The organism is Dinoroseobacter sp. S76 (assembly GCF_049801095.1).
Lineage (GTDB): Bacteria > Pseudomonadota > Alphaproteobacteria > Rhodobacterales > Rhodobacteraceae > Dinoroseobacter.
Genome location: NZ_JBNAGH010000010.1, coordinates 78,361 through 93,522 on the forward strand (window position 1 = coordinate 78,361; position 15,162 = coordinate 93,522).

The 15,162-nt window shown below is 61.8% G+C and carries 16 protein-coding genes; 12 read left to right on the forward strand and 4 right to left on the reverse strand.

Annotated elements, in window-relative coordinates; genetic code table 11:
* Nucleotides 1-12: 12 nt before the first annotated feature.
* Together ACP153_RS19810 and ACP153_RS19815 are read left to right on the forward strand one after the other, a co-directional pair.
* The gene (locus ACP153_RS19810; RefSeq protein ID WP_424972745.1) at nt 13-1,074 is read left to right on the forward strand and encodes an ABC transporter ATP-binding protein; all 1,062 of its coding nucleotides are present in this window, start codon (nt 13-15) and stop codon (nt 1,072-1,074) included.
* Nucleotides 1,075-1,078: 4 nt separating this feature from the next.
* Nucleotides 1,079-1,645 (forward strand): histidine phosphatase family protein, encoded by a 567-nt coding sequence (locus tag ACP153_RS19815; protein WP_424972746.1) that lies wholly within the window; start codon nt 1,079-1,081, stop codon nt 1,643-1,645.
* Between the two features lie 12 nt (nt 1,646-1,657).
* On the opposite strand, the gene ACP153_RS19820 is transcribed toward ACP153_RS19815, so the two are convergent.
* The 3 genes from ACP153_RS19820 to ACP153_RS19830 form a co-directional block, all read right to left on the reverse strand.
* The gene (locus tag ACP153_RS19820; protein WP_424972747.1) at nt 1,658-2,449 is read right to left on the reverse strand and encodes an inositol monophosphatase family protein; all 792 of its coding nucleotides are present in this window, start codon (nt 2,447-2,449) and stop codon (nt 1,658-1,660) included.
* Nucleotides 2,450-2,674: 225 nt separating this feature from the next.
* A complete protein-coding gene (locus ACP153_RS19825; protein WP_424972748.1) occupies nt 2,675-3,328 on the reverse strand; it encodes a TenA family protein in 654 nt (217 codons plus the stop codon).
* A 597-nt stretch (nt 3,329-3,925) separates the two neighbouring features.
* Nucleotides 3,926-4,774, reverse strand: a complete 849-nt coding sequence (locus ACP153_RS19830; protein WP_424972749.1) for a helix-turn-helix domain-containing protein — start codon at nt 4,772-4,774, stop codon at nt 3,926-3,928.
* A gap of 125 nt (nt 4,775-4,899) precedes the next feature.
* Between ACP153_RS19830 and ACP153_RS19835 the strand changes: the two genes are divergently transcribed.
* From ACP153_RS19835 to ACP153_RS19880, 10 genes are all read left to right on the forward strand, one after another.
* A complete protein-coding gene (locus ACP153_RS19835; protein ID WP_424972750.1) occupies nt 4,900-6,384 on the forward strand; it encodes an NAD-dependent succinate-semialdehyde dehydrogenase in 1,485 nt (494 codons plus the stop codon).
* Nucleotides 6,381-6,698 carry an NIPSNAP family protein gene (locus ACP153_RS19840; RefSeq protein WP_424972751.1) on the forward strand — a complete coding sequence of 106 codons (318 nt, stop codon included), beginning with the start codon at nt 6,381-6,383 and terminating at the stop codon, nt 6,696-6,698. The genes ACP153_RS19835 and ACP153_RS19840 overlap by 4 nt, the downstream gene beginning before the upstream one ends.
* Before the next feature lie 18 nt (nt 6,699-6,716).
* Nucleotides 6,717-7,346 (forward strand): hypothetical protein, encoded by a 630-nt coding sequence (locus ACP153_RS19845; protein WP_424972752.1) that lies wholly within the window; start codon nt 6,717-6,719, stop codon nt 7,344-7,346.
* A complete protein-coding gene (locus ACP153_RS19850) occupies nt 7,343-9,034 on the forward strand; it encodes a thiamine pyrophosphate-binding protein (RefSeq protein ID WP_424972753.1) in 1,692 nt (563 codons plus the stop codon). The genes ACP153_RS19845 and ACP153_RS19850 overlap by 4 nt, the downstream gene beginning before the upstream one ends.
* 29 nt (nt 9,035-9,063) lie before the next feature.
* Nucleotides 9,064-9,816, forward strand: a complete 753-nt coding sequence (locus tag ACP153_RS19855) for an SDR family NAD(P)-dependent oxidoreductase (RefSeq protein WP_424972754.1) — start codon at nt 9,064-9,066, stop codon at nt 9,814-9,816.
* Nucleotides 9,817-9,850: 34 nt separating this feature from the next.
* Complete coding sequence (locus ACP153_RS19860; protein ID WP_424972755.1) at nt 9,851-10,837, forward strand: TRAP transporter substrate-binding protein; 987 nt, start codon at nt 9,851-9,853, stop codon at nt 10,835-10,837.
* Between the two features lie 61 nt (nt 10,838-10,898).
* Nucleotides 10,899-11,450, forward strand: a complete 552-nt coding sequence (locus ACP153_RS19865) for a TRAP transporter small permease (protein WP_424972756.1) — start codon at nt 10,899-10,901, stop codon at nt 11,448-11,450.
* On the forward strand, nt 11,447-12,703 hold the full coding sequence (locus ACP153_RS19870) for a TRAP transporter large permease (RefSeq protein ID WP_424972757.1): 1,257 nt from the start codon (nt 11,447-11,449) through the stop codon (nt 12,701-12,703). Before ACP153_RS19865 ends, ACP153_RS19870 begins: the two co-directional genes overlap by 4 nt.
* Nucleotides 12,704-13,324: 621 nt before the next feature.
* Nucleotides 13,325-13,612: a hypothetical protein gene (locus ACP153_RS19875; RefSeq protein ID WP_424972758.1), complete on the forward strand. Its 288-nt coding sequence runs from the start codon at nt 13,325-13,327 to the stop codon at nt 13,610-13,612.
* 330 nt (nt 13,613-13,942) lie between these two features.
* Entirely contained in the window at nt 13,943-14,272 is a 330-nt protein-coding gene (locus ACP153_RS19880; protein ID WP_424972759.1) for a hypothetical protein, read from the forward strand.
* A 35-nt stretch (nt 14,273-14,307) separates the two neighbouring features.
* Here the strand turns inward: ACP153_RS19880 and ACP153_RS19885 are convergent.
* On the reverse strand, nt 14,308-15,162 hold an 855-nt coding region (locus ACP153_RS19885), incomplete at its 5' end, for an IS3 family transposase (protein WP_424972760.1).

The window sequence follows — 15,162 nt, forward strand, 5'->3', positions numbered from 1 at the left end:
GGAGCCGCCCCGATGAGCATCAGTTCCAAGGCCGCCCCCGTCCGGTTCGAAGGCGTCTCCAAGGTCTTTGGCAAGGACGTCACCGCCGTGGACAGCATCGACCTGCATGTGGATGCGGGCAAGCTCGTGACCCTGCTGGGGCCATCGGGCTGCGGCAAGACCACGACCCTGCGGATGATCGCGGGGCTCGAGATGGCCACCTCCGGGCGGATCCTGATCGGCGACCGGGATGTCACCCGGCTGCCCGCCACGGATCGCGACGTCTCGATGGTTTTCCAATCCTATGCCCTCTTCCCGCATATGAGCGTGCTCGAGAACGTGAAATACGGGCTGACCTTCTCCGGGTTCGGCAAGGAGGAGGCGCGGGAACGCGCACTCAAGGGGCTCGACCTGGTTGGCCTGACGGGGTTCGACGGGCGCCTGCCCTCGGAGCTTTCGGGGGGGCAGCAGCAGCGGGTTGCCGTGGCCCGTGCGCTGGTGCTGGAGCCGCAGGTGCTGCTCTTTGATGAGCCTCTGTCGAACCTCGACGCCAAGCTGCGGCGGCAGGTGCGCGAGGATATTCGCGCGATCCAGCAGGATCTCGGCCTCACGGTCGTCTATGTCACCCATGATCAGGAGGAGGCGCTTGCGGTTTCCGACGAGATCGTCGTGATGCGCAATGCGGGCATCGCCCAGATCGGCACGCCACGGCAGCTCTATGATGCGCCCAATGACCGGTTTGTGGCGGATTTCATCGGTGAGGCGAACCTGCTGGAGTGTCAGATCACCTCGCTCGAGGGCGATATGGCGGTGATCGAGATCGATGGCTTTGCCCATCGGTTGCCCTCGCGCGGCCTGACGCCGGGGGCCGCGACCCTGGCCGTCCGACCGTCGCGGATCCTGATCGGCGCAGAGACAGGGATCGCCGCGACCGTGGCCAAGGCGACCTATGTGGGTGTCCGGATGGAATACACGCTCACTGGCGCGTTTGGGCAGGTTTTCGCCGTGCAGGATGACGTGGATGACCCATTGACGCCGGGCACCGAAGTCCGGATGTCTTTCGCTACCAGAGGCCCGGTGCTTCTGCCAAGATAGGCCCATGTCCAAGCTGATTTTCATCACCCATCCGGAGGTCGTGGTCGACCCGGATCGGCCCATCCCCGATTGGGGTCTGAACGAAACCGGGCGTGCGCGGGCCGAGGCTTTTGCGCAGAGCCCGCTCTTGTCTGCCGTCACCGCGATCTGGGCCAGTACCGAGCGGAAGGCGACCGAGGCCGCCGAGATCCTCGCCGCCCCGCGGGGCCTGTCCATCGCGACCCGCGCGGATCTGGGGGAGAATGACCGCAGTGCCACGGGCTTCCTGCCGCGCGAGGCCTTCGAGGCGGCGGCGGATGCGTTTTTCGCCGACCCGGAGGAGAGTTTTCGCGGATGGGAGCGGGCTGTGGATGCCCAGAAGCGGGTTGTAACCGCCGTGACCGAGATCGTGCGGGAGCACGGGGCGGGAGATCTGGCGATCGTTGCCCATGGGGCTGTGGGCACGCTGCTCTGGTGTCATTTGCAAGGCGTGCCCATCGACCGGCAGCATGATCAACCGTCCCAAGGGCACTATTGGAGTGCGGATCTCGGCGATCTGCGTCCGGAGAGTGGCTGGCGCGCGATCACCTAGCCTGTCGCGCTGTCAGCGGCTCCAATGGGTGTCCGCGATCTGCCGCAAGATGGGAAAGACGTCTCGTGTTCCGGCCACGACGCGGCCTCCTTCGCGGATCATCTGGTCCGCATCCTGATCCTCGATGGCGCCACCGGCCTCGGCAATCATCAACTGGCCGGCCAGACAGTCCCAGGCATTCATATGCTGTTCGAGATAGCCGACCAAACGCCCCGCCGCGACATAGGCGAGCGAGAGCGCGCCGCTCGCATTGCGGTGAAACAAGGCGCCGCTGTCGACGATATCGGCGATCAGCGGCACCACATGGCGGGTCTCGATCCGGTTCGAATAGCCGACGGAAACCGTCCCGCTATTGAGCGGCACGTCATTGGCGACCCGCATGGGCGTGCCGTTGAGCGTTGCCCCATGGCCGCGCCTTGCGGCGAACGTCTCTCCGAAATTCGGGTCATGGGTCACGCCCAGCTGCGTCTGCCCCCCGGCGACCCCGGCGAGAACAACGGTCCAGGCCGGGATCCCGTTGACGAAATTCGTGGTGCCGTCGATCGGGTCGATCACCCAGTCGAACCCGCTGGTGCCAATCTTGGGCGCGTGTTCCTCCCCGATGATCCCGTCCTCGGGCCAGGCCTCTGCGATCAAGCCGCGGAGGAGGGTTTCCACATTCTTGTCCGCCTCGCTCACCCAGTCTTGCGCGCCTTTGGCCTCAACCACCAGAGCCTCGCGATCACGAAAGTACTTCGACGCGGCCTCCCCGGCGGTGACGGTGGCCTGAAGGGCGAAGTCATATCGCGCTGCGTGGTCGGTCATGGGGTCCCTCTCTTTCTCGCAAGGCGGGGCGCAAGGATCAGATGCTCCCGCCCGCTGTCGGAGGGTGCGCAGATCGGCAGCCGCGATCAAGGGGGGCTTGCTCGATTGCGCGGTGGGCAAGCCGGGTGGTGTCAGGATCGCGCCTTGCCGCTTCAATCCTGACAGTGGGCGAGGGGCGTTTGTGTGCGGATGCCGGGGGGGCGGTCCGTACGGGCCGCCGGTCCCCTAGCGATGCACGGGGAACCCGTCCCAGGCCGCGTCAAAGAAGGCCCGCTCCAGCGCGACGGCCTTCGCAAAGGTCGCGCGCACGTCTTCGCGCCCGGCGTCATCCAGCGTCTCAAAGACCGTGTCGAGCTGCCCGCGTAAATAGGCGACGACGCCCGCAAAGCCCGGACCCGAATGCAGCGTGATCCATTCACCCAGCCAGAAAGGCAGATCGTCAGCGCGATCCTCGAAAGGCGTGGCCCAGTCCAGATAAATCCATTCCGCAACCACCAGCACGGAGAGCATGACTTCATAGCGACCGGAGAGGCGCGCCTGCTCCATAAGGTCCTGGAAAGCCTTCGTTTCCGCTGCGGCCTCCTGCGCTTGCGGGACATCCAGCGCCTCCAGCGCACGCAGGAAATAGGTGTTCTCCGGCCCGCAGATCAGCCCGAGGAACTGCGCGCCCGGCACGGCATCCGCAAGGCTCGGGGCATGGGCCACAGCGGAGGCGAGAAGCCGCACGAACCCCTCGACAAAGAGGTAGTCCTGCTGCAGATAGCCGGCCATTTCCTCGGGCGCCAGTGTCCCCTCCGCCAGTGCGTCGGTGAACGCATGGGTGGTGGCGGCGTGCCAGTCCTCTGCGACATTGGATTGAAGCGTGTCGGTCGCGCGCATCTGGGCCTCCGGAGCCGGTCGAAACGTTGGGTTGGGCCTGCGGCGCTCGCCTTGGCCTCGGCCCAGAGGAAGTGACGGCAGTGCTGGGGGATGTCAATCAAGTCAGCTTCGTCTCGATACAGGCCTGCGAGCTGGGCCTTTAATCTTTCCTAGCTTTGAAGTCCGGGTTGGCCCGCCTCAATCCGCGCCTTGCAATCGGCCCACATCAGAGTTTTGTGCGCGCAGTCGCATTGCCAGCACCGAATGCGCCTCGCACAGATGCCCGCATTGACGTTTAGGATCGGGTGGAAAAGCTCGCGCTGAAGGGCCCGAACCTGACAGTTGCCAACTTTCAAATATCCTCTCCGCAATAACTACGCGTAGGCCAATCGCGGTGTCGGCAAGCTTCGTTATTCGTCGAAGGCAAGTTCAGTTTCAACGTTCACATTGGTCCACCGCACGTGACCACCAAAGGGACTACACCCTTTCGCGCGAGGGTTGACGCATCTCGTTGCGGGAGGAAAGGATAGCGAAAGAGCCATGCTGCAGAGGCACGGATAGCCGCGTCGATCGAAGGTCCCAATACGGAGGTGCCGCGGACCATTTTGCCGCGCACTTCTAAATCAGAACGCGACCGACTTCGATATGCGCCATTCTAAAGCTGTTTGGTGGCACGCCGGTCTTGGACTTGAAGAAGCGTGTGAAGTGTCCTTGAGCCGAAAAGCCCAACAGTTCGGAAATCTCCGCAATTGTTACGCTCGGATCACTCAGTAGATGCGACGCGCGTTCGCAGCACAGGGTGTCCAGATACGTGCGGGGAGAGAGGCCGGTGCATTGACGAAAGCGGGCGTAGAACTGCGACCGTGACAGCCCCACCTCCTGGGCGACGACATTCAGGTCAAGTTCCTTGGATGGCTTTGAATGGAACGCCTTGATGGCTTTGCGAATGCGGTGATCGCTCACGAAGGATCGATCTGCCCCCTGTTCCGACATGACATTCGTGCGCGAGCTTTGCAGGACCGACCAGACGAGATCACGCAGCAGGATGTCGAACTTCTCCTCGTGATTATGCAGATCCGCCATCTGATCTGCCAGTTGGAGCGCCTTGAGTTGCACCTGTCGGCTGAGCGTCGCGACAGGTGCGGCAAAGGGCAGGTTTTTAGACCCTGTCAGTATCTGGGGTCCGTAGTCGCCGAACCAGAGCGTGTCGATATAGAGCGCCAAGAGAACGGTCGGCTCGATCCCCGGCGGGCGCTGATTGGAATGCACGATCCAGGGGTTCACCAACACCATCTGAGTGTCAGACAGCGTCGCGCTCTTCCCATCGACCTGGTAGGTCGTGTCCGGTCCCGACAGCTTGATGAGCGCGTGAACCTGTGAGTGCGCGTGATCCTGAACCGGTTCTGTGGCCGACAGCAACGCGACGCGCCCGAACGAGCCTACGGCAATTCCCAACGCGTCAGCCAACACACCCTCCCGAAGTGCTGCAAATAGTCGGACAAATAGGTAAATAGCACGACGCCTGGGCAAAGACCACTGCGCTTTCAAATGCCATCCTCACCTCAACGCAAATGCACGACTGCAGCTGAGACATGGGGACCCTGACATTGGCCAAACTGCCTGACTTCTTGAAAACAGACTGCTTTATCGGAGGCGCCTGGGTCGGTGCCGGCTCGGGGGCGCGGTTTGATGTGACAGACCCGGCCAATGGAGAGGTGCTCGCCTCGGTCCCGCGCATGACGGCCTCGGACACGGAAGCCGCCATTTCTGCGGCTCAGGCTGCCTATGAGGGCTGGAGCGGTCGGACCGCTGCGGAGCGCGCGAAAGTGCTCAATGCCTGGGCCGCTGCGATGCGCGAGAATGCTGAGGATCTCGCGCGCCTGATGACGCTGGAACAGGGCAAGCCCCTGGCAGAGGCGCGTGTTGAGGTCGAATATGCGGCGAGTTTCTTCAGCTGGTTTGCCGAAGAAGGGCGTAGAGTCTACGGCGATATCATCCCGCCGCACCGCACGGACGCGCGCATCCTTGTGACGCGAAACCCGCTCGGCGTCGTGGGTGGCATCACGCCGTGGAATTTCCCGTCTGCCATGGTGACGCGCAAGGCTGCGCCAGCGCTGGCTGCGGGCAATTGCATGGTGCTGAAACCTGCTGAAGCGACGCCGCTCTCTGCGTTGGCCGTGGCCGCCTTGGGCGAACAGGTGGGCCTGCCGCCCGGCGTGTTCAACGTTGTGACCGGGGATCGCGAGGACGCGCCAGCCATCGGCAAAGCGCTGATTGACAGCTCCATGGTGCGCAAGATCGGCTTCACCGGCTCCACGGCCGTGGGCAAACAGCTCATGCGCGATTGCGCGGGCGATCTGACAAAGGTGAGCCTCGAGCTCGGCGGGAACGCGGCCTTCATCGTCTTCGACGACGCCGATATCGACGCCGCGCTCGAGGGGGCGCAAATCTGCAAGTTCCGCAATGCGGGCCAGACCTGCATCGCGGCAAACCGCATCCTCGTGCAGGACAGCATCCATGACAGATTTGTAGAGGCGCTGTGCGCCAAGGCCGCGGAGATCAAGATAGGCCATGGTCTCGAAGAGAGTGTCGCCCAAGGCCCGCTGATCGACACGCGGGGGCTCGAGAAGGTCGAACGCCTTGTGGCCGACGCCACGGAGAAAGGCGCCAAGCTCCATATCGGTGGGGCGCGCCATGCCCAAGGTGGTACAAACTACCAGCCGACTGTGATGACCGGCGTCACCCCCGAAATGGACATCGCGCATCAGGAGGTTTTCGGCCCTGTCGCGGCGATTTCAAGCTTCAAGGATGAAGCCGAGGCCATCGCGATGGCGAATGACACGCCCTACGGGCTGGCGGGCTACTTCTATAGCCGCGATGTGGGGCGGATCTTCCGCGTGGCGGATGCGCTCAAAACAGGGATCGTTGGCGTCAATACCGGCCTCATTTCGACGGAAGTCGCTCCGTTCGGCGGCGTCAAGGAAAGCGGCATCGGGCGCGAAGGCTCCAAATACGGCATCGAGGACTGGACCGAGCTGAAATACATCTGCCTCGCCGGGCTCGGAGCGGCATCATGATCGTCGAAGAGCGCATCTATACGCTGCATATCGGTAAGGTGCCGGAATACCTGAAGCTCTATGAGGCGGAGGGTCTGGTGGTCCAGACCCGGATACTGGGCAACCTTCTGGGCTACTACCAGGTTGAGTTCGGGCCGCAGAACCAGATCGTCCACATGTGGGGCTATGACGACCTCGCGGATCGTCAGTCGCGCCGCAAGACGCTCGTGCAGGATGCCGGCTGGAAGGAATACGTCAAGAAAATCAGGCCGTTGGTGCGCTATCAGGAGAACAAGCTCCTTGTTCCTGCGCCCTTCATGCAGGCGCGCGGATAGAAAACGGGGAGCACGGCAATGCATCTACATCTCTTTGAAGATACGCTCACGGACGGCCAGACCGTCTCCTTCGGCGAGACCGCCGGGCGCGCGATCTACGTGACGGCGGGCGAGGTCAGCTTGAATGGAGTGGTTCATCCCCGGGATGAAGGTTTTGTCACCGACGGCCCCGTGACGCTCGTGGCGGGGGCCGAGGGCGCGTCGCTTTGGCGCTGGGATCTCTCTGAGGACGCGCCGGTGGACGCCCCGCACCACAGTGCGCGCAAGCTGTCTGGTGAGGTGCCCGCCAATCTGGCCGCTCCGGGCCATTTCCTGCGCCTCGACAGCGTGAGCTTCCCGCCCGCAGGGACCGCCATGCTGCATACGCATCAAGGCCCTGGCATCCGCTGCCTGCGCGAGGGCGGGATCCGCATCGACACAGGAGGCAGTTCGGCGGCCTTCGGCCCCGGTGGCGCATGGTTCGAGAGCGGGCCGGACCCGGTCTTTGCCCAGGCGGATCATGCCCTAGAGAGCCGCTTCATCCGCGCCATGGTCCTGCCCGACGCGCTGCGCGGCAAGTCCTCGATCCACTACGTCAACGCAGAGGACCGCGCCAAGCCCAAGTCGCAGACTTACCGAAACTTCGGCGAGATTGGACTCAACCTGTGAACGCACCGACCCTCCCTAAAACCCTGACGGGCGCGCAAATTCTCGTGGAGTGCTTGCGCCAGCAAAAGGTGGATCATTGCTTTCTCGTTCCGGGGGAGAGCTATCTTGCGGTCCTTGATGCGCTGACCGACGCGCCCGAGATCGCCATGACCGTCTGTCGGCAGGAAGGCGGGGCCGCGATGATGGCGGATGCCCATGGCAAGCTCACGGGCCGTCCGGGAATTGCGATGGTCACGCGGGGACCGGGCGCCACGAATGCGTCGGCGGGGCTCCATATCGCGCGCCAGGACGCGACGCCCATGATCCTCTTCGTTGGACAGGTGGCCCGCGACATGCGCGAGCGCGAGGCGTTTCAAGAGATCGATTATCGTCGCATGTTCGGGCAAGTGGCCAAATGGGTGGCCGAGGTGGATACGCCCGAGAGGATGGCCGAAATGGTCTCGCGCGCGTTTCACGTGGCCATGTCCGGGCGACCGGGCCCGGTGGTTCTGGCCCTCCCGGAGGACATGCTCGTAGAGGAAGCGCAAGCGCATTTGGCGGGCATTCCCACAGCCCAGGCCGCACGTGCCACGATTGCCGAGCGTGATGCTACAGCGCTCCTGGAGGTGCTGGAAACCGCAACATCCCCAATGATCATCGTGGGAGGCGGTGCCTGGTCGGACGCCGCGCGCCTCGACTTGCAGGAGTTCGCCACGCGGTGGAACGTGCCAGTCGCGGCTTCGTTCCGCTGTCAGGATTTCTTTGACAATGGCCACCCGCTCTACGCTGGGGATGCCGGGATCGGGATCAACCCGAAGCTGGCCGCACGGATCAAGTCGGCGGATCTGCTCATCCTTCTCGGCACAAGGTTCAGCGAGATGGAGTCGAGTGGTTACAGCCTCATCGACATCCCTTTGCCAGCGCAAAAGCTGATCCATGTCTACCCGGACCCCGATGAGATCGGGCGCGTCTACATCCCAAGCCTTGGCATCGCGGCGCAGGCGGCTGAGACGGTGGCCTCTCTGCTCGGGCTTCCCGGTCCGAAGGCCAATTCAGCCGCGCGCAAAGCCCATGCCGAGAGCTGCCATGCGGACTATCGCGCATGGTCGACCCTGCCCGAGGGGCGGGGAGAGTTGGCCATGGCGGAGGTGATGGCCCATGTGAAAGCCGCGCTGCCTGAAGATGCGATCATCACAAACGGCGCGGGCAATTACACGGTCTGGGTGCACCGGTTCCTGACCTACCGCACCCACAGGACGCAGCTTGCTCCGATTTCCGGATCCATGGGCTACGGCCTTCCCGCCGCCGTCGCGGCAGCCAGAGCGCATCCTGACCGCCAGGTCGTCTGCTTTGCGGGGGATGGCTGTTTCTTGATGCACGGCCAAGAGCTTGCAACAGCCGCAAAGTACAACGCGAATTTGACCGTGATCGTCGTAAACAACGGCATGTATGGTACGATCCGGATGCATCAGGAGCGCAACTATCCGGGCCGCGTCAGTGCAACCGATCTCGTGAATCCCGATTTCGCCCTCTTGGCGCAATCCTACGGGTGCCACGCGGAAACAGTTACCCGCACAGACGAGTTCGACAAAGCCTGGGCGCGCGCCTGTGACTTTGCGGGACCCAGCTTGATCGAGCTTCGGGTCGACCCGGAATTGATCACACCGACACAGACGATCGGCGATCTGCGCAGCGCCTCTGGCCGCTGAGCTTCTTGCGACGAGGGAGGAAAACAACCATGGGCGACAGAAACGTTGTCATCATCACGGGCGGTGCCATGGGCATCGGGCGTGCAATCGCGGACAGATTTGCCAAGGGCGGGTCTGCGGTGGTCATCGCGGATGTCTCTGGCGCAGCCGATGCTGCCGCCGACATCGTGGCCGCTGGCGGCGAAGCCATCGGGGTCACCTGTGACATTTCTGATCCGGCATCTTGCGACGCGATGGCCGAGGCCGCCGTTCAGGCGTTTGGCCGCATCGACACGCTGGTCAACAATGCGGGCCTCTATTCGACGCTCAAGCTCGCCGAGTTCACCAAGATCACGCCCGAAGAATGGCAAAAGGTGCTGAATGTGAACGTCATGGGCCAGGCGTTGGTGACAGCCGCGATCCTGCCTACCATGCAGGCCCAGGGTCGCGGCGCGATCGTGAACATGTCCTCCGGGACCCCGTTCAAGGGGGTGCCGTTCCTATTGCACTACGTGGCCAGCAAGGGCGCGATCAATGCGATGACCAAGGCCCTGGCCAAGGAGCTTGGCGCTGCGGGCATTCGCGTCAATGGCGTGGCGCCGGGCTTCACCATGTCCGACGGCGTCAAAGCCAATCCGCATCAGATCGAAAAACTGCAGGAGATCTCGGTGAACGCGCGGGTGATTGCGCGCGATCAACTGCCCGAAGATGTCGTGGGAGCCGTTGTGTTTCTCGCATCTCAGGACGCGGCCTTCATCACCGGCCAGACGCTGGTCGTAGATGGCGGCGCGTATTTTCACTGACAAAAAGACTAAGCCAACGGGAGGGATTAACCCAATGAAACGTCGTACTTTTCTGAAGACTACAACGCTGGCTGCAGCCGCGCTCGCCGCGCCTGGCCTCACCATGGCCGGGGCATCAAAGAAGCTGCGCATCGGCACGATCACGCCCGGCAGTCATTTCTGGACGCAGACGATGGACCGCGTCGGAAAGTCCATGGCCGAGAAGAGCGGCGGCGCATTTGCATCCGAGATCTTCCCATCGGGTCAGCTGGGAAATGAGGCGACCATGATCCAGCAGCTTCAGGCGGGCGGGCTCGATATGGGCTTCTTGACGGTGGCCGAATTCTCGAACCGGATCGACGATATGGCCGCCCTCTTCACGCCCTATCTCGTCGCGGATGTCGCGCAGGCCTCGAAGCTTCTGACCGGCGCGACCGCGACCGCGATGCTCGATCAGTACAAGACGCTGGGCATGAAGGGTCTGGGCTTTGGCCTTGGCGGGATGCGCCATCTGATTTCGCGCAAATCCGCCGCGACATCCGCTGATCTGGCGGGGCGCAAATACCGCATCACGCCTTTCGCGCCGCTGCGCGATTTCTACGAGCTGATGGATGTGGCGCCCACGCCCGTCCCCCTGCCGGGTCTCTTTGATGCTCTGGCCAATGGTCAGGTCGACGGGGCCGATATCGATCTCGAGCTGGCCTGGAAGCTGAAGCTCTATGATCAGGCGCCCAATCTCAAGATCACGAGCCAGATGATGTTCCCCGTGGTTGCGGTTGTGTCCGGCAAGTATTGGGCGGGGCTTGATGCGGGCGAGAAGGAGATGCTGTCGCAGACCGTCTCCGAGGAGATCGACTGGCTCTTTGCGCAATATGTGGAGTTCGAGCCGAAATGGCTGGCCGACCTCAAGGGCACGGGCATGTCTGTCTCGTCTGCGGAGCCGGAGTTCTTTGGGGATACGCTCGCGCAGTGGAACGGGATCTGGGAGCCGAAAGCGCCCTCGATTGCCGCCTTGCGGGCCGAGGCTCAGGCGCTGGCCTGAGCAACAGGGCCGTCCGCGCGACGTTGCGGACGGTCCCAACCAACTTGCGCAAGGTGGCGGAATGCGACTTCTCCTGAAGGCCTCGGACGGTATTGCCCGCATTGAGGCGGTCGTCTTGAAACTGCTGGTGGCGGCGGTGCTCGGGCTCATGATCCTGAACGTGGCCAGCCGTGCTGTGAACTGGTCGCTCTACTGGGTCGATGAGCTGGCGATCAATCTGATGGTCATTTTCGCCTTCGTAGGTTCGAGCCTGATGTTCGCGCAGCGTCGCCATTTCGCCGTGACGCTTCTGTCGGATGCTGTCTCGGACGTGTCCCGGCGGCGGATGGCGATTACCGTACAGGGGATCAACCTGGCCTTCGCGCTGTTTCTGGCCTTTGCCTGCTGGGTCTGGTTTGACCCGGCAACGCTGGCCCGTCACGGTTTTGATCTCGCGGTTTTCTTCGAGAACACGTTCAACAGCGTCTATCAGGAAGTCACCAATACGATCGGCGTCAGGCGGTTGTGGTTCTTCCTCATCATGCCGGTCTTCGCGCTCACGCTTGCGATTCACAGCGCTGCGTGCCTTCTGCGCGACCTCTCCCACACAGGCGAAGAAGGCGACGTCTCATGATCACCGCGGTGGCTTTTCTCATTCTCCTCTTCATCGGAGCGCCCATCGGCATCGTTCTGGCGGTCTCGGCGACCGTCTATGTCTTTGCCACGGACAACACGGCGCTCATCGGCTCCTACGCGCTGCAGCTCCAGTCGGGCATTGGAAAATACGGGCTTCTGGCCATCCCGCTTTTCATGATGGTGGGGGAGATGATGAATGGCGGCGGCATCACGAGCCGCCTGATCGGCATGGCGCGCGCGGTTGTGGGCACCATGAAGGGCGGGCTCGTCTACGTGAACATCCTCGCCAACATGATGATGGCCTCGATCCTCGGCTCAGCGACGGCCCAGATTTCCATCATGTCCAAGGTGATGGTCCCGGAGATGGAGCGCGCGGGCTACCAAAAGACTTTTGCAGTCGCCACGACAACCTCCGCCGGTCTTTTGTCACCCATCATTCCGCCTTCGATGATGTTCGTTGTCTACGGGGTGCTCGCGCAGATCTCCATCGGGGACCTTTTTATCGCGGGCATTGTCCCCGGTCTCATGATGGCGTTGGGTTTCATGGCCGTGATCTTCGTGATTGGCCTCTACAGCCCGTTTCCCGTCGCACCCCCTCTGTCGCGGTCGGAGCGGTTCGCCCTGCTGCGGGACGGGTTGCTGACCCTGATCATCCCTGCCTCCATCATCGGCAGCATCCTGACCGGCATCGCGACCCCGACAGAATCCGCCGCCATCGCGGCTGTCATGGCTTATGTGATCGGTAGATTTGTCACGGGCGAGCTTGCGGACCGAGACATCCCTAATATGCTGCTGACTGCCGGGTCCAATGCAGCGCTCGTGCTCTTCATGGTTGCGACGGCCAATGTCTTTAGTTGGATCCTCATTTATGGGCAGATCCCGCAGGGGCTGGCTGCCTGGGTCGTGACAGTTGCCGATCATCCCATCCTGTTCCTGCTGCTGATCAACGTGATCATGCTCGCGGTCGGGATGATAATCGACGGCATCCCGGCGCTGATCATGGTGGTGCCGATCATCCTGCCCGTGGCAACGGCGGTCTATGGGATCGATCCGTATCACTTGGGCGTCGTGCTCTGCCTGAACCTGACGCTTGGCCTGATGACGCCGCCTGTCGGTGTCGCGCTCTATGTGGCGGCAACGGTGTCTGACACCAAAGCTGGCGCGATCTTCAAATCCGCCATGCCATTCGTCGCGGTCGCAGCATGGGTTGTGGTCATGATCAGCGTGTTCCCGGCCTTGATCATCCGCTAGGATCAGGCCTCACAGCCAGTAAATCACGCATGCTGCTGCCGCGAAGGCTGAGAGGCAGACCTTCGAACTGCGGTCGTCAAACACTTAGCGCGAAACAAGCGAGCTATAGTTGCCAAGGGCAAGCCTGCCTTGATCTGAAATGGCATGGTCAGCGCGTCTTTGTGGAAGGCTCAAGTCAATGCCCCAAAAGGCAGAAGCCACCTCAGTCCCACACCCCTTCGTGCCAAGACCCTGCCATGAGTTTTGATTTGGCTTTTTCAGCGGGGAGGTGCCGAGTCCTTAGACAACTTGAACAAATGGACTAAAGGCAAGGACACAAATGTGTGGACGGAGATCCGAACGCATCCTTGCTCTGATCGGGTGGATGGCCAAGCAGATGGAGTTTGGTGCGCAGTCTCATGTTCTGGCGGCGCTCTAACTTCAGTAAAGCAGCGGTTCTGGATTGCTTCGGATGCTGGTGGATCTCGGATATGTGGAGCGCACTGCGATATGCATGGTAGTTTGGTCCAATTCCCGGGCAAAGACTCGACCCCTCTCGCTGCGCGGGGCACCTTGTTGAGGGTTCTGGCACCAGTCGCCTATGAGGATGCTACATCGGTTGGGGAGTCGGGATTTCTCGCCGTGCGCGACCCAAATCTGACGATACTCTACTTCAACAAGGTGTTGCCCAATCGCGAGATCCGCTACGACATAGACACCTCCGTTCCGCGGCAAGCGCACCAGGGCTCGAGCGGCTTTGTTCTGCTGAATACGCTGATTGAAGAGGTCATCGAAGAACGCGCAACCGCGCTGCCACAGGTTGCGGGGCGCTCTCTTCTCCCGGACGTTTGGGCAACCGCGGCCGGTAGATACGCGATCGCGCGTCTTGAGTCGTCGAAGGGGCAACTTGTGTCGCCGCGCCTGCGCTGAGACTTTCCGGCGAAATCGAAACCTTTGTAGACCTCGCAATGTCTTTCGCTGGTCAAGGGACAGGGGCCCTGTGCCAAAACCACTTCCGAAAAAACGAGAGCCGGAAGAGGCACACCCGAGGCCTGATCCCGCCAGCACAACGGTGCGGCGGGCCCTTGGAAATTCAATCAACTGATGGAGGTGGGCGCGACGTCCATTTCCAGCTCTTGCGCTGTTGTGCTAGGGGCCGCAGTCGCGCTTGTCGCCGGTCGAGGCGTTGTTGCGGATGACCCGGATCGAAGCGTTGAGGTCGTTGTGGGTTTGAGGATCGGCCGGGGCCACGACACTGTGTTGCAATTGATAGCAAAGGTTCTGACGGAAGAGGATATCGTTGACGCCTCGATCAACGCGGTCAATTGGGAAGGCGGTAGTTCCGCCGTTGTGATGGGCTATCTCAACGGCAAGAAGGGGGACGGGCATGACCTGATGTCGATCATCTCGTTTTTCATCACGCGGCCGCTCAGATCATACCTGCCTTTCAGCTATGCCAGCTTCACGCGGCTCGGCATTGATCCCGAACTCCTCGCCGTGAATCCGAAGAGCGGCCTTGCTACGATGGATGCGATCCCTGGGGCCGGCGGGTGTCCGTCGTCATGGTTTTTGGAACCAATGGCGGCCTGAACTAAGTGAGAGTTTGGCTCATCTTGTTGGTTTGATTATGCGGCGTGTTTGCGGTGATGCAAGCGTCGCGCTTCGAGTGTTTTCTGTTTGATCCTTTCGCGTTGTTTGAGAATAGCTTTGTCCCGGCCGAAGTAGACGTCGGCGGGTGTGACGTTGTTGATGCTCTCGTGTAAGCGCTGGTGATTGTAGTGATCGACAAAGGCCGTGATCTGCGCCTCGAGATCGCATGGCAGGAAGTAGTTTTCGAGCAGGATGCGGTTCTTGAGGGTCTGATGCCAACGTTCGATCTTGCCTTGGGTCTGCGGATGGTATGGCGCACCGCGGGAGTGCTTCATGCCCTTATCCTGCAACCACTCGGCCAGATTCCCAGAGACGTAACTGGAGCCGTTGTCGCTGAGCAGACGCGGCTTGTGAACGACATGTACCTGATCGCAGCCGGATGCCTGCAATGCGAGGTCGAGTGTGTCTGTCACGTCCTCGGCCCGCATGTTGGTGCAGAGCTTCCAGGAGATGATGTAGCGGCTGTAATCATCGAGGACGGTGCTAAGGTAGAACCAGCCCCAGCCGATCACCTTGAGATAGGTAAAGTCGGTCTGCCAAAGCTGGTTGATTGCCGTCGTTTTGTGTTGGAATTCATCGGCGGCTTTCAGGACGATGAAGGCCGGGCTGGTGATCAGGTCATGGGCTTTGAGTGTCCGATATACAGTAGATTCCGAGACAAAATAGCGTTCCTGATCGGTAAACTTCACCGCCAGTTCACGTGGCGATAGCTCCGTTTCCTTCAGCGCAAGATCCACAACCTTGCGCTTCACGTCAGAGGGCACCCGATTCCAGACGTGATTGGGCTTGGGAGATTGATCCGCCAGCCCAGCCTCACCGCGCTGCAGTAT

Coding starts and splice junctions, on each gene's coding strand:
- ACP153_RS19810 (WP_424972745.1), top strand. CDS start 13: ATGAGCATCAGTTCCAAGGCCGCCCCCGTCCGGTTCGAAGGCGTCTCC.
- ACP153_RS19815 (WP_424972746.1), top strand. CDS start 1,079: ATGTCCAAGCTGATTTTCATCACCCATCCGGAGGTCGTGGTCGACCCG.
- ACP153_RS19840 (WP_424972751.1), top strand. CDS start 6,381: ATGATCGTCGAAGAGCGCATCTATACGCTGCATATCGGTAAGGTGCCG.
- ACP153_RS19865 (WP_424972756.1), top strand. CDS start 10,899: ATGCGACTTCTCCTGAAGGCCTCGGACGGTATTGCCCGCATTGAGGCG.
- ACP153_RS19855 (WP_424972754.1), top strand. CDS start 9,064: ATGGGCGACAGAAACGTTGTCATCATCACGGGCGGTGCCATGGGCATC.
- ACP153_RS19825 (WP_424972748.1), bottom strand. CDS start 3,328: ATGCGCGCGACCGACACGCTTCAATCCAATGTCGCAGAGGACTGGCAC.
- ACP153_RS19820 (WP_424972747.1), bottom strand. CDS start 2,449: ATGACCGACCACGCAGCGCGATATGACTTCGCCCTTCAGGCCACCGTC.
- ACP153_RS19835 (WP_424972750.1), top strand. CDS start 4,900: ATGGGGACCCTGACATTGGCCAAACTGCCTGACTTCTTGAAAACAGAC.
- ACP153_RS19870 (WP_424972757.1), top strand. CDS start 11,447: ATGATCACCGCGGTGGCTTTTCTCATTCTCCTCTTCATCGGAGCGCCC.
- ACP153_RS19860 (WP_424972755.1), top strand. CDS start 9,851: ATGAAACGTCGTACTTTTCTGAAGACTACAACGCTGGCTGCAGCCGCG.
- ACP153_RS19845 (WP_424972752.1), top strand. CDS start 6,717: ATGCATCTACATCTCTTTGAAGATACGCTCACGGACGGCCAGACCGTC.